At 25.8% G+C, this 14,062-nt stretch carries 12 protein-coding genes; 5 read left to right on the top strand and 7 right to left on the bottom strand.

All coding sequences use genetic code 11. The annotated features are described in order from the left end of the window. Positions 1 to 4: 4 nt before the first annotated feature. Positions 5 to 1,792 carry a translation elongation factor 4 gene (gene lepA / locus AFAEC_RS03150; protein WP_026806020.1) on the top strand — a complete coding sequence of 596 codons (1,788 nt, stop codon included), beginning with the start codon at positions 5 to 7 and terminating at the stop codon, positions 1,790 to 1,792. Between the two features lie 263 nt (positions 1,793 to 2,055). Next, positions 2,056 to 2,628 carry a ComF family protein gene (locus tag AFAEC_RS03145; protein WP_026806021.1) on the top strand — a complete coding sequence of 191 codons (573 nt, stop codon included), beginning with the start codon at positions 2,056 to 2,058 and terminating at the stop codon, positions 2,626 to 2,628. On the opposite strand, the gene AFAEC_RS03140 is transcribed toward AFAEC_RS03145, so the two are convergent. Beyond that, positions 2,603 to 2,866 carry a hypothetical protein gene (locus AFAEC_RS03140; RefSeq protein ID WP_026806022.1) on the bottom strand — a complete coding sequence of 88 codons (264 nt, stop codon included), beginning with the start codon at positions 2,864 to 2,866 and terminating at the stop codon, positions 2,603 to 2,605. The genes AFAEC_RS03145 and AFAEC_RS03140 overlap by 26 nt on opposite strands. Beyond that, positions 2,856 to 4,604, bottom strand: coding sequence for a Na/Pi cotransporter family protein (locus AFAEC_RS03135; RefSeq protein WP_051487565.1), 1,749 nt, complete (start codon positions 4,602 to 4,604; stop codon positions 2,856 to 2,858). The genes AFAEC_RS03140 and AFAEC_RS03135 overlap by 11 nt, the downstream gene beginning before the upstream one ends. Positions 4,605 to 4,730: 126 nt before the next feature. On the opposite strand from AFAEC_RS03135, the gene hisH reads away from it, so the two are divergent. The 3 genes from hisH (at position 4,731) to AFAEC_RS03120 (ending at position 7,993) form a co-directional block, all read left to right on the top strand. After that, a complete protein-coding gene (gene hisH, locus AFAEC_RS03130; protein ID WP_026806023.1) occupies positions 4,731 to 5,336 on the top strand; it encodes an imidazole glycerol phosphate synthase subunit HisH in 606 nt (201 codons plus the stop codon). A gap of 21 nt (positions 5,337 to 5,357) precedes the next feature. Beyond that, positions 5,358 to 6,065: a 1-(5-phosphoribosyl)-5-[(5-phosphoribosylamino)methylideneamino]imidazole-4-carboxamide isomerase gene (gene hisA / locus AFAEC_RS03125; protein ID WP_026806024.1), complete on the top strand. Its 708-nt coding sequence runs from the start codon at positions 5,358 to 5,360 to the stop codon at positions 6,063 to 6,065. 74 nt (positions 6,066 to 6,139) lie between these two features. Beyond that, on the top strand, positions 6,140 to 7,993 hold the full coding sequence (locus tag AFAEC_RS03120; protein WP_026806025.1) for a GGDEF domain-containing protein: 1,854 nt from the start codon (positions 6,140 to 6,142) through the stop codon (positions 7,991 to 7,993). Positions 7,994 to 8,011: 18 nt separating this feature from the next. Here AFAEC_RS03120 and AFAEC_RS03115 read toward each other — a convergent pair whose 3' ends face one another. The 5 genes from AFAEC_RS03115 to AFAEC_RS03095 form a co-directional block, all read right to left on the bottom strand. Then, a complete protein-coding gene (locus tag AFAEC_RS03115) occupies positions 8,012 to 8,611 on the bottom strand; it encodes a MarC family protein (RefSeq protein WP_026806026.1) in 600 nt (199 codons plus the stop codon). A gap of 62 nt (positions 8,612 to 8,673) precedes the next feature. Continuing rightward, positions 8,674 to 10,134: a Wzz/FepE/Etk N-terminal domain-containing protein gene (locus tag AFAEC_RS03110; RefSeq protein ID WP_026806027.1), complete on the bottom strand. Its 1,461-nt coding sequence runs from the start codon at positions 10,132 to 10,134 to the stop codon at positions 8,674 to 8,676. A gap of 211 nt (positions 10,135 to 10,345) precedes the next feature. Beyond that, positions 10,346 to 13,300 carry a MutS-related protein gene (locus tag AFAEC_RS03105; RefSeq protein WP_026806028.1) on the bottom strand — a complete coding sequence of 985 codons (2,955 nt, stop codon included), beginning with the start codon at positions 13,298 to 13,300 and terminating at the stop codon, positions 10,346 to 10,348. After that, positions 13,297 to 13,719 carry a heme-binding domain-containing protein gene (locus AFAEC_RS03100; RefSeq protein WP_026806029.1) on the bottom strand — a complete coding sequence of 141 codons (423 nt, stop codon included), beginning with the start codon at positions 13,717 to 13,719 and terminating at the stop codon, positions 13,297 to 13,299. Before AFAEC_RS03100 ends, AFAEC_RS03105 begins: the two co-directional genes overlap by 4 nt. Further along, entirely contained in the window at positions 13,720 to 14,046 is a 327-nt protein-coding gene (locus AFAEC_RS03095) for a thioredoxin family protein (protein WP_026806030.1), read from the bottom strand. Between the last annotated feature and the right edge of the window lie 16 nt (positions 14,047 to 14,062).

Below are 14,062 nucleotides of genomic sequence, written 5' to 3'. Positions count from 1 at the left end.
AAACTTGCAAAAAAATATTAGAAACTTTAGTATTATTGCACATATAGATCATGGAAAATCAACACTTGCTGATAGAATTATTCAAGAGTGTGGAGCAATTAGTGATCGTGAAATGACTTCACAAGTTATGGATAATATGGATATAGAAAAAGAGAGAGGTATAACTATAAAAGCCCAAAGTGTAAGGCTAAACTATACTCTTAATAAAGAAAAATATATATTAAATCTTATTGATACTCCAGGTCATGTCGATTTTTCTTATGAAGTTAGTCGCTCTTTAGCTTCATCTGAAGGGGCTTTGTTAATTGTAGATTCGACTCAAGGAGTTGAAGCTCAGACTATAGCAAATGTTTATATTGCAATGGATAATGACCTAGAACTTCTTCCTGTTGTAAATAAAATAGATCTTCCTAGTGCAGACCCAATGCGTGTCCTAGCTGAAGTTGAAGAAGCCATAGGATTAGATTGTACAGAACACAATCTAATTAGTGCAAAAACTGGTTTAGGAGTAAAAGATTTAATTGAGTCAATTATAAAAAGAGTTCCTGCACCAGTAGGAGATGAAAATGCTCCTACAAAAGCCCTTATTTATGATAGTTGGTTTGATAACTATTTAGGAGCTTTAGCCCTCGTAAGAGTTTATGATGGAAGTATAAAAAAAGGGCAAACTTTAAAAATGATGAACACAAAAGTCGAACATCAAGTTCTAAGTTTAATGTATCCACATCCAATAAAAAAAGAAGATACTTTAGAAATAAAAACTGGAGAGATTGGAATAGTTGTTTTAGGGCTTAAAACTCTAGATGGAATAGCAGTTGGCGATACAATGACAGATGCAAAAAATCCAACAAAAGAACCAATTGATGGATTTGAACCTGCTAAACCATTTGTTTTTGCTGGACTTTATCCAATAGAAACAGATAAATTTGAAGATTTAAGAGAAGCTTTAAACAAACTAAAATTAAATGACTCATCTATCTCTTTTGAACCTGAAAGTTCTATGGCTTTAGGAAGTGGATTTAGAACTGGATTTTTAGGTATGCTTCATATGGAAGTTATCAAAGAAAGGTTGGAAAGGGAGTTTGATTTAGACTTAATAGCAACTGCACCAACAGTTGTTTATGAAATTTTGAAAAGAGATGGAAATAGAATTGTTATTCAGAATCCATCAGAGTTACCTGAACCAAACTATATAGACACAATTTTTGAACCTTATGTAAAAGCTACTATTTTAGTACCTGATGAGTTTTTAGGAAATGTTATAAAACTTTTAAATGACAAAAGAGGAATTCAATTAAAAATGGATTATATAGGAACAAGAGTTCTTTTAGAGTATGATATTCCTATGAATGAGATTGTTATGGATTTTTATGATAAGCTAAAATCTACAACAAAAGGTTATGCCTCTTTTGATTATGAACCAGTTGGATTTAGAGCTGGAAATTTAAAAAAACTTGATGTTAGAGTTGCAGGAGATGTAGTTGATGCACTTTCAATCATAGTTCCTGAAGATAAAGCGGTTACTAGGGGAAGAGAGTTTGTAAAAGCACTAAAAGAGCTTATTCCTAGACAACTTTTTGAAGTTGCTGTGCAAGCTAGTATTGGAAGTACAATTATTGCAAGAGAAACTGTAAAATCTATGGGGAAAAATGTAACAGCTAAATGTTATGGTGGGGATATTACAAGAAAAAGAAAACTTCTTGAAAAACAAAAAGCTGGTAAAAAAAGGATGAAAGCCATTGGAAAAGTAAATGTTCCACAAGAAGCATTTATGGCTGTATTAAAAATATAAAACTTTTAAGTTTTAAAATAGTTCTGAAACTAAGAAAAAAGGTGAAGATTATATGAAAAAACTCTTTTTAACTTCATCTTTTAGTGATGTAGTAGATATCTTTTTAGCTTTTAAAAAGATTTAAGAAACAATACTTTAATATATTTCTGGTGGAAATACTTTTTTTTACTACAAAAGTTTTATTGGTTAATAAAGATAAGATAATCTAAAATCTAATTTAAAGGGTTTATAAATGAATACTTTATTTTTATCATTTTAGCAATATGCTTTGTCTATCTTGTAATAAACTATCTTTACAAATTATTTGTAAAACTTGTCAAACTACACTTCTTGAGCCAAATTTTCATAAAAAAGAGTTAGAAAAGGATTTTTTTGTTTACTCTTTTTATGATTATAAAGATTTAGAAGATTTAATCCAAAGTAAATATTATTTTTATGGAGATAGAGTCTTTAATATTTTAGCAAAACTTAGTTTTAAAAAGTTTGCTACTAATTTCACTTTTACTCACCCTATTTTAGCAATTGCAATAGATGATCATACAAGACATGATTTTTCCCAAACTGCAATATTGTCTAAACATTTAAAATCAGAGTTTATAAAACCTATTTTTAATACCTTAAAAGCTTCAAATATTGTCAAATATGCTGGAAAGAATTTGGAGTTTAGACAAAAGAATCCACGAAAATTTATATATAATGGAATAAAAAACTGTGATGTGATTTTAGTTGATGATGTACTTACAACAGGTACAACTCTATTAGAAGCTAGAAAAGTTTTAAAAAAACATAAAGTAAATGTACTCTTTGCTCTTACTCTATGTTCTTTTTTAAATTAAGTTTATTTAGCTCTTTTTCAAGTTTTTTAGTAATCTTTTTCTCTAACTCTTTGACCATATTTAACTTGTTTTTTAAATTCTCTTTATCATCATCTTTAAAATCTTCATCTTTTAGTTTTTTTAAAAGCTTTACCCTTTTTTCTTCAAGTTTTCCTAAAGCATCCTGTAAACTGCTAATCTCTTTTTTATTTTTCATAAAAAATACTTCGATACTATCTAAAAACTTTTTAATTTTCATCTTCTTCATCCTCATCTAAAAGTAAACTATCTTCAATAAAAATAGTTGTAGTAATATTAATTAAATTTTGACACAAAAGTATTGCAAATGATACATCTTTTATAATTTTTGTAGTTTCTATTGCATCTAATTTTTTTTGAGCAAAAAACTCATCAACTCTTTTAGTACTTAAGTTATCTAAAGAGTTTAGTTTATGTTGTAAAGTTTTTGTTTTGTAGATTTTATCAATATCATCAATAGTAAGATTTTGTGATATATTTTCAAGCTCTTTTATACAAATTATGAAAATTTCCTTTATAAATATATACTCTCTACTAATATTTGGATTTTTACTTTCTACTCCGATATTTATATTTTTATAAAAATTCCTAATTTTTTTCAAAATTTTATACATATCTTTTGTAAGTATTTTTTGACTATCAAATAATTTTAAATCATCTTCGTTAATATTTTTATTTGCAAATGATATAAAATCCAAAATCTCATCATGTAAATTCTTAATTTTCTCTTTATATATCTTATCAATTTTAGAGTTTTGTGGACTTTTTTTATCCTTATGCTTTTTATTCCAGTAGATATCTTCATCATTTATTAAAAGTTGATGTTTTATAGCTTTTATTAATTTATTATATAAAACAATATTCTCTTTCTTAAGTCCTACAACTATTGATTTTGAAGATTCCAAAGCTTCATTATCCAAAAACTCTAGTTTTGACCAAGATTTTATTTTTGGAATAAACATTTTCTTAAGTCTTTCTACTAATTTTGATAAAAATGGAATTACTATTAAAACTGCACTTAGATTAAAAATTGTAATAAAAATAGTAAGTTTTATAGCATCACTTGTAATTGCAAATTTTAAAGATAAAAACTCTATAAAATTTACAATTGGAACTAAAAATAGTATTCCAAAAATTGTTGCAATAAGATTTAGAATAAACTGTGCAAAAGCTAATCTTTTTCCATTCGAATTTGAATTTAAACTTCCTAAAATTGTAGTTGTTGTGCTTCCTATCTTTCCACCAATAACCAAAGCTATAGCATTTAAATACAATATTTGACCACTAGCAAGTGCAACTAAAGTAATAGCAATACTAGCTGAACTTGATTGAACAATAAAAGTCATAATTGCACCCAAAATAAAAAATAAAACCATAGTTAAAAAACTATCATTTGAATAAATAGATAAATCAACACTCTGTTTTAATTCTTCAAAACCAACTACCATATAAGAAATTCCCAAAAATATAAAACCAAGACCTAAAAGAATATTTCCAAAACCTTTTTGTTTTTGTTTTTTTGAAAAGCTAAAAAATATTCCAAAAGCAATTATTGGCATAGCATAGTGTGATATTTTTATTTTTAATCCAAATAGAGCAATAATCCATGCTGTTGTAGATGAACCTAAACTAGAACCTAAAAGTACATAAACTGCACTTTCTAAAGCTATTAAAGATGCTCCTAAAAAAGAGATTAAAATAACACTTGTAAGAGATGAACTTTGAAGAATAGAAGTTATTAAAAAACCATTTAAAATACCTTTTGGCATACTATTTGTAAATTTCTCTAAAACTCTTTCTAAAAATCCTCCTGAAAATAGTTTAAAACCATCTTCCATAAAATGCATACCAACTAAAAATATAGCAATTCCAGCTATTATCTCTTTTGCACTCTCATAACTTAGAACAAAATAAGCTAAAACTAAGAATAATAAAGGAAATAAAATTTTTTTAATCATATTATAATCCTACCCTTGTTTTTTTTCATTTTATCAAAAAAAATATTGTTTCTCCTAAAATTCATAAAAATTTAGGAGAAACAAAATTCAAAAAAGATATAATTTTCGCTTTATTAAGGAAAGTTAATGCTAGGAATTATTGATTATAATATGGGAAATTTAGCAAGTGTTTATAATGCTTGTTCAAAGTTTACAAAAGATGTAAAGATTATAAAAAATCCAAATGATGTACAAAATTTAGACAAATTAATTCTTCCAGGAGTTGGAGCATATAAAGATGCTATGGAACATTTAGAGCAAAGTGGCTTAAAAGACCCTATTTTAGAGTTTGCAAAAACAGGAAAACCACTTTTAGGAATTTGTCTTGGAATGCAACTACTTTTTGAAAGTAGTGAAGAGTTTGGGCATACAAAAGGTTTAGGTTTAATTGAGGGAAAAGTTGTAGCCTTTGATAAAGATAAAATAGAAAAAGATTTAAAAATTCCACATATGGGATGGAATAAATTAATAAATAAAGATAATCCTCTTTTTAGTGGTCTAGAAAATCCTTATTTATATTTTGTACACTCTTTTCATGCTATAACAAAAGAGAATTATATTATTGGAAAAACAACATATGGCTACACATTTGCAAGTGCTGTAAATAAAAATAATATTTTTGGATTTCAACCACACCCTGAAAAATCACACAATAATGGACTTAAAATTTTAGAAAATTTTATAAACTTATAATATACTAAAAAAGGATAAAAGATGGACATATTACCAGCAATTGATTTAAAAGATGGAAAAGCTGTAAGACTAAGTAAAGGGCTTATGGATAGTGCAAAAATCTACTCTGATGAACCTTGGCAAGTGGCACTTAGATTTGAAGAGTTAGGTAGTAATTGGGTACATATTGTTGATTTAAATGGAGCATTTGAAGGTAAACCAGCAAATTTAGAACAAATACGAAAGATTAGAGAAAATTGTAACTTAAAAATAGAGCTCGGTGGTGGAATTAGAGATGAAGAGACTATAAAAATGTATTTAGAGTTAGGAGTAGATAGACTAATTCTTGGTTCAATTGCAGTTAAAAACCCACAATTTGTAAAAGATATGGCAAAAAAATATCCAATAGCTGTTGGAATTGATGCAATTAATGGAATGGTTGCAGTTGAAGGATGGGCTGAAGTTTCATCTATGAAAGCAACAACTTTGGCAAAAGAGTTTGCAAATGCGGGAGTACAAGCAATAATTTGTACAGATATAAGTAAAGATGGTATGCTTTGTGGGGTAAATGTAGAATTTACAGAAGATATTGCACTTGCTAGCAATATTTACACAATAGCAAGTGGTGGAGTAAAAGATATAAATGATATAAAAGCTTGTAAGAAAAATGGAAATATTGGTGGTGTAATTGTCGGAAAAGCTTTTTATGAAGGAACTTTAGATTTAGAAGAAGCCTTTAAAATTTTATAATTTAAATAAAAACTTCATCATAAATAAATAATTTTATGATATGATGATTGCTATTACTTTCAAAGGTAACACTTATGAGCTCTAATAAAAAAATAACTTTAATAATCTTCTCAATGATTACAATTTTAACAGTAATCATTGTTGTCCTAGTTGCTATTGGTTCAAGACAAACTGGCTATGAAGGTGTCAAGAAAAAAGCTTATTTAACTGCAGATATTGTAAAAAAATCTCTAACAAGTCATATGGTAAATGGAAATATGGACCAAAGAGATATATTTTTAAACAGTATTAGCCAACTTGATAATGTAAAAGATTTATGGGTTATTAGAGCAAAAAGTGTAAGCGAACAGTTTGGGAAGTCTAGCCTATCAAATGAAAATCCAAGAGATAATATAGATATAGAAGTACTCCAAACCGGAGTAGAAAAAACAGTAATAGAAGAGTCTTTATTTAATGCAAATTTAAGAGTTACTATCCCTTATACTGCTTCATCTATGGATAAACCTAATTGTCTATCTTGTCATAATGCAAAAGAGGGAGAAGTTTTAGGAGCAATATCACTTAGCTTTGATATTAGAGAAGATAGAGTTTCAAATATTGTTGTTTTACTTTATATAATTGGTACTATAGCTATATTCTTAGTTATTATTTTAATCTATATAAGAAAAAAAATTACTCCTTATACTAGCTCTTTTGATGAAATAACAAAGACTTTAAAAAAGGTTCATGAGGGTAATTATAGTATTAGAGCAAAAGATGGTGTCTTAAAAGAGGATAAAGAGGCTTCTATTTGGCTAAATGAGCTAATAGATAAACTAGAAACTGTATTAACAGGGATTGAGAAAAATTTAACTTCATTTGTTCATAATAGAACTAGTAATGTAAATCTTGATAAACTAATTGCAAAAGAGATAATCGAAGATATTAGTGAAATTTACCACTATAAAAAAACAATCGAAAATGATTTAACAAAAGATGATATCTATTATAGATTAATAAGTGTTCTAAAAAATAAACTGCAAATTAAGAACTTTTTTATTTTTGAAACAGATTTAATAAAAGATGAAAGAAAAACTATATTTGCCTCTAAAGATGTAAGCCCTTGTTGTAATTTAATTAAAAACATAAAAGAGTCTTGTAGAGCTGAAAGAACAAACAGTATTATTGCTTCTGAAAATTTCCCTGAAATTTGTAGAATTGCATCTTGTAAAAATGGAACTGAACATATTTGTATTCCATTTTTTATAAATGAACAAACAAATATTGTAATTCATATAATCACAAAAAATAGTGAAGAGTTAAAACATATAAAATACCAAATTGGTATAATTAAAAAATATCTTGAAGAGACTAAACCTATTTTAGAAAGCAAAATTTTAATGGATGCTTTAAGACAAAAGAACCTAACAGATGCACTAACAGGTCTTTATAATAGAAAATATTTAGATGAATTTATAGATAAAAAACTACCTCTTGAGATAAAAGATGGAACAACTTTTGCAATAATGTTTCTTGATATTGACTACTTTAAAATGGTAAATGATACTTATGGACATGATGTTGGAGATGATATTTTAAGAAAACTTGCAATTACTATGAAAAAATCAATTAGTGAAAATGAATTTATAATAAGATATGGGGGAGAAGAGTTTTTAATTTTAATGAGAAATCCAACAGAAGAATCAGCTTATAATCTAGCACTAAAAATAAATAGTGAATTCTCAAAATTAATATTTAATTATAATGGAGATACATTTACAAAAACTGTAAGTATTGGGTACTCTTTTTATCCAAATGACACAGACCAAATCTATAAATGTATCAAATATGCAGATATCTCTTTATATGAAGCAAAAGAAACTGGAAGAAATAAAGTTATAAGATTCTCAAAAGATATTCTTAAAAATGGAGATAAACTAGATTATTAAAATCTAGTTTATAAACTTTTATAAATTAAAAAAACTTTTTATTCCATCAAATATTATTTGAGCAGAGAGTGCTGCTAAAAAAAGTCCTGTAATTTTTGAGATGATTAATAATCCATCTTTCCCTATAAATTTCTCAATTAAACTTGATAAATAAAGCATCATACCAATAAAAAATATTGCACAAAGTAAAGCTAAACTTCCTAAAAATAGTTTTGAAAAACTATTAAATTCAGCTCCCATTAAAAGTAAAACTCCAATAGTTCCAGGACCTATCGTAATGGGAAGAGCCAAAGGTACAACTGCTAAATCAGATAGATTTTTATCTGTTGGTTTTTGACCATCTTTATTTCCATATATAAGCCCAACTGCTGTTAAAAAGAGTAATGCTCCAGCTCCTATTTTAAAAGCATCAAGAGTTATTCCAAAAACTTTAAAAATATGTTGTCCAAAAAAAAGTAGCACTAAAGATATAACTACAACAGATAAGGTAACTTTAACTGCTAATTTTCGCTTTTCATTTAAAGTTGCCTCATTAGTAATAGTTATAAAAACACTAAGTACAAAAAATGGAGTCATAATAAAAAAGATTTTTATAAAAGTTGATATAAAAAAATCCATATAAAATCCTAAAATAAGCTAATTTATAGGCTTATTCTAGCTTTTATATTTTAAAATTGAGTTTAATCTTTTCTAATAAAATTTAAGAAAAATACTATAAAAATTGATAAAATAAATCCCGTTACAAAAGAGACTGCAATAATCAAAGATTTTTTTGGCTTTATAGGAAAATCATTTACAATATACTCACCTATTAGTTTTGTATTACTAAGATTTTGTTCTGTTTTTTTGAAACTTAAAGTATCAATCTCTTCATTCATTTGAGAAATCTTCGTTTGAAGTTCAATATTTATTTTATCTTCTAATTTTCTAATTTTTTCATTTGAAACATTCAATTTCTGATTTTCTAAATCTTTAATATCTACATTTAAAATATTTGCCTTTTTATGTTCTAAATCTTTTATTTTTATATTTAAAATATTATCTTTCTCATTTAATAAGTCTTTAATATCTACTGTTAAAAGATTTTGCTTTCTATTTTCCAAATCTTTTATTTTTATAGTTGTAATATTTTCTAAGCTATATTTTAAATTTGGAATAGTTTCATTTTGAATAACTTCAATTTGTAACTCTAAATCTTTAATTTGATTTTGTGCATTTGTAATTAGATTTTGATAATTTAACATTTGAACAGAAGCAACCATAGAAGTTGAGCTATCTGCCTTATCTATATTTTTATTCAAAATATCTAACTCTTTTATATATTTATCTAAACTTTTTGTATAAAAAGAGATTTTATCTTCCAAAGATTTTATTTTTGAGTTTGATAAAAAATTTATTTGATTCTTTATTCTTGGTATCTCTTGACTCTTTAATAAATTTATCTCTTTGTTTATATTTTCAATATTTTGACTCTTTAAAATATTAATCTTTCTATCAATATTTGATAAATCTTGAGATTTGATATTTAAAATCTCTTTCTCAATATTTTTTATATTTTGACTTTTTAATATCTCTATCTGTCTATCAATATTTTTAAGTTCTTGCTCTTTTAAAATCTCTATTTCAGCTTTTATATTTTTAATATTTATCTCATTTATAAAATCTATTTCTCTTTTTTTATTTAAAATTGTATTATCTAAAATAACCTTATACTGCTCTATACTCTCTTGAGAAGAGTCTTGAATAAATTTTAAAACATCTTGATTTTTACTCAAAGCTGCATCATTAGAAAAAGCCTCAGTTGTAATTTCTAAAAAATTTTTTACACCTTTTATCTGTTTTATTGAACTTACTACTCCTTTTACAAAACTATCTTCTTCATATCTTGGATTTTCAACACCAAAAATAACTTTTAGTTTTTGCTCTAAAGCATCAACATCTTCTATTCTCTCTTTATTTATATACCCTATTTCTATATAAGATTTTACTTCATATATTGGGGTTTTGCTATATGCATAAAAACCAGCTAATATAGTTATAAATATAGTAAAAAGTATAATAAATAATTTTTTCTTCCAAATTATTAAAAATAGTTCTTTCAAATCTATCTCATCTTCAACTAAAACTCTATTTTCTTTCATCTAGTTTCCTCACCCTATTATAATATTAAATATTATATACAAAAATAATATTAAAATCATTAAAGTTATAATAAGAAGCATAAAAATATAAACTTATTCGTTTATTTATCTATACTCTTTCTTTTATTTCTTGAAAGTATAGTGTTTTATTACTTTAACATTTATTATCATTAATAAACTATTATAATTTTAAATTTTCATTCAAATAAAGTTATTCTTCTATCATAGTATAATGCAACTCTAAACCTTTAGAAGTTGCAACAAAACCATTTACATTTATTTTTCCATCATGAACCATTTTATGGTGAAGTTTGCAAAGTGGTATGAGATTATATTTATGATTTGCATTTATATGTCCTATAAATCCATCTTTATTTGCCTTAGATTTCTCTTTTATATGATGAACCTCATCACAAGTCCTACCACAAATTATACAAGTGCTTGTATATAAATTACTATTATATTTTGAACTATTTTTTTGTGAAATTCTCTCAATTTTTGTATATTCATCACTTAATCTTTTTCTTATATCATTTGCAATATTTAGAAATTCTCTATCCATATGTAAAGATTTTGCAAACTCTAAACCATATATAGATGAACCACTTCCAAAAGCCAATTTTCTATTAAAAACTAGCTTATCCTCTTCATCTACATACATAACAGCTAAATGAAGACAAATTATATTTTTTAATTTTTCAATCTCAGGAATTTGTGGCAATTGATGTAAATGTGTAGCAAAAACAAAAAGTGATTCAAGTTTAGCTAATTTTAAAATAGCACTTGCAACAATACTTAAACCACTTAAAGTCTCTGTACTATGACTTATTTCATCTCCTAAAATAAGTGATTTTTTTGTTGCTCTATTAAAAATATTTTTCAAATCCATCATCTCAACAGCAAAACTAGATAATCCTTTTGCAATATTATCAGCTCCACTAATTCTCGTAAATATTGAGTCGAAAATAGAAAATCTCATACTTTTACAAGGGACAAAAAATCCAGCTTGAGCTAAAATCACACTAATTCCAATAGCTTTCATTAAAGATGATTTTCCAGAAGAGTTTATCCCAAAAAGTAAAATTCCATGCATTTTGTTATTCTGAATATTTATAGGATTTGAATTTTTTACTATTATATTATCACTATACTCTTTTGAAGTAAAATTAAGTTCACCCAAAATAATATCATTTGGTACATATATTCCACTCTCTTCATTTGCTTCAATTATTGGATGTCTTAAATCAATTAACTCTAAAAAGTTTTCATCATCTTTTGTTTTTACTATATTAGGACAAGTATAGTTATATTTTTTACTAGTTTTTATATTTGAAACTGTAAGATCAACTTCAGCAATAAACATAACTAAATCACTTAAAAGTGAAGTAAAATTTCTCTCATACTCTAAAAGTTTTTCTTTAAATACTAATTTATTTATCTCAACTATTTTTCTTAGATTATGTACATATTTATCTGAAATTTCATCTGTTAAGTTACAAGATATTTTTACACTATTTGTTTGAGTTTTTATAGAAAAATCTTTAAATAAAAGTAAATCATCATCTATTATTAGGTGAGATTTTAAAAGCTCCTCTTTTATTAAATTAAATCTATTTTTTGTAAGGCTTAAATAAAATCCTTCTTTATCAAGCCTATGCACAGATACATAAGAGCTATCATCACTTTTTATAAAACTTAAAATATGTGTTTTTAAAATCTCTAGTTTACTATAAAGCTCTTCGTTCTCTTTATTTAACTCATCTATTTGAAGATTTATTCCACTTGTTATCATATTTGTATCAACATCTTTTAGCATAAATCTTCCACTTATGCTTAAATCAAAAGTACTACTTATAGATTTTATAAAACTATCAATTTCCAAGCTACTACAAGGAGGAGAGATAAACTTATAATTTTCCATAAACTTTACAATCTCTTTTATACTTAAAAGTGAATCATACAAATAGTTTAACTCAAAAGGGTGAAGCCTTACAAGTTTTATTCTTCTTGTAAGCCTCTCAATATCATAAATATTGGCTAATTCATTCTCTATTGGAGCATGATAATCATATAGCTCATTTGAAAGATTATACCTTCTTAAAAGCTCTTTTGCATCTTTTATAGGATTTGTAAGTCTCTCTTTTAAAAGTCTTTTTCCCATAGCAGTAGAAGTGCTATTTATAAGTTTTATTAAACTTGGATTATGAGTTGTATCTATTATATTTAATTGCTCTAAAGCATTATTTCCAAGATAAATATATCTACTAATATCAAGTTTTATTGGAGTTGATAATTTTTGAATAATTGCACTATCATGAGCTATTACAAAATCTATTAAAACTGCCATTGATTCACTAGCAAGTGGTGCTCTTTCCATATCTAAATGCTCTATTGGAGTAAGAAGAGACTCTATATTAAAAACATTTTTGAAAAGCTCATTTTGATATGTAATTTTTGGTCTAAAATTTCTTAAATGATAACTTTTAAGATTCAATTCTAAATAATCAATAATCTCTTTTTGATTTATACTCTTATCTGCAATTGTAAGAATTACTTCACTAGTTCTATGCATATTCATATAATTAAATACTTCATCAAGAGCAAAAAATTTGTCTTCATTTGTACCAAAGATTTCATTGTAATAACACTTTGCAGTTGTTACATCTATTGCACTATAACCTATTAAATAATTTCCTCTTATTTGATCAACAACTATTGAAGTAATAAAATTATCATCTTGATCAACTACAAAATCAAAATTTGTTCCTGGACTTACAACAACATCAAGATATCTACTTACATTTGGAGGAATACCTTTTTGTCTTATTATGGCAATTGTATATTTTTGCTCTGCTATAATTCGTGCTAAATGTTTCTCAAAAGAGATAGCTGGAACGCCAGCCATAATTGGATTTTCTTTAGAATTTTCTAAAATTGATTTATTTTTTCTTGTTAGTTGTATATTTAGAAGTTCTGCTATCTCCTTTGCTTTTCCAATCTGCTCTTTATCATTATTTACTTCATAAACTTCAAAAAAAGTTCCAATTTCCATAAGAACTAAAGTATTTTTCCCATACTTCTTTTCAAATAACTCTTGAAGCTTAAAATATGTAATTGTTAAAAGTTCATTTCGATTCTCTAAAAGTTCAGAAACTTCTTCTCTCACTTAGCTCTTACTCCTGTCCAATCTCTTATAGCTTCTCTTTGCTCTTTTGAAAGTTTAGCATCTTTGTGAACCCAAGCATAAGAAGGAAGAGGCATAGATGAATATACTGTTCTATAAATTGCCTTTAACTTCTCCTCTTTTTGAACATAATTATATTTTTCCCAATTTGAAAAATTTAAAGCTTTTACACCCTCTTTTGTATGATTTATAACTACCCAAGAAAATGGAGCTATATTTGAATACCAAGGATAATCTACTTTATTTGAATGGCAATCATAACAAGCTATTTTTAAAACCTCCATAGTTTTAATATCAGTTTTCAATTCATAAGGACTATTTTCTATATACTCAACTTTATCTGGTCTTATAAATTGCATTACAATAAAAACCAAAAATATAATTAAAAGTGCTAATCTCATTTAAAATACCATCTCATATAATCTTTTTATTTCACTATTAAAGATATTTAAACTAATATTTCTTCCATATCGCTTAAACTCTTTACCTTGAAAAAATATTAAAATAGTTGGTGCTGAAAATACATTAAAATATGAAGCTATCTCTAAATTTTCACTACTATTTATATAAATTTGCTCTATTTTTGAAAAGTTTTTAGAAATCTCAGCTTCAACCTTTGGTTTTAAAACTTCACAAACACTACAGTTTATTGCTCCAAAATATAGCAATACAGCATCAGAATTTTCTAAAATCTCTAAAAGCTCTTCTTTGTTAGTTATCTCTATCATAATTTTAAAAAGATAG

The sequence above is a fragment of the Aliarcobacter faecis genome (genome assembly GCF_013201705.1).
Classification (GTDB): Bacteria; Campylobacterota; Campylobacteria; order Campylobacterales; family Arcobacteraceae; genus Aliarcobacter; species Aliarcobacter faecis.
Note: the sequence above shows the minus strand (reverse complement) of the source record. Positions and strands in the feature narration are given on the sequence as shown.

Bases quoted from the DNA above. Each gene is read 5' to 3' on its own strand.
- AFAEC_RS03120 (WP_026806025.1), top strand. From the start codon at position 6,140: ATGAGCTCTAATAAAAAAATAACTTTAATAATCTTCTCAATGATTACA.
- AFAEC_RS03145 (WP_026806021.1), top strand. From the start codon at position 2,056: ATGCTTTGTCTATCTTGTAATAAACTATCTTTACAAATTATTTGTAAA.
- AFAEC_RS03115 (WP_026806026.1), bottom strand. From the start codon at position 8,611: ATGGATTTTTTTATATCAACTTTTATAAAAATCTTTTTTATTATGACT.
- hisH (WP_026806023.1), top strand. From the start codon at position 4,731: ATGCTAGGAATTATTGATTATAATATGGGAAATTTAGCAAGTGTTTAT.
- AFAEC_RS03140 (WP_026806022.1), bottom strand. From the start codon at position 2,866: ATGAAAATTAAAAAGTTTTTAGATAGTATCGAAGTATTTTTTATGAAA.
- AFAEC_RS03110 (WP_026806027.1), bottom strand. From the start codon at position 10,134: ATGAAAGAAAATAGAGTTTTAGTTGAAGATGAGATAGATTTGAAAGAA.
- AFAEC_RS03135 (WP_051487565.1), bottom strand. From the start codon at position 4,604: ATGATTAAAAAAATTTTATTTCCTTTATTATTCTTAGTTTTAGCTTAT.
- AFAEC_RS03100 (WP_026806029.1), bottom strand. From the start codon at position 13,719: ATGAGATTAGCACTTTTAATTATATTTTTGGTTTTTATTGTAATGCAA.
- AFAEC_RS03095 (WP_026806030.1), bottom strand. From the start codon at position 14,046: ATGATAGAGATAACTAACAAAGAAGAGCTTTTAGAGATTTTAGAAAAT.
- hisA (WP_026806024.1), top strand. From the start codon at position 5,358: ATGGACATATTACCAGCAATTGATTTAAAAGATGGAAAAGCTGTAAGA.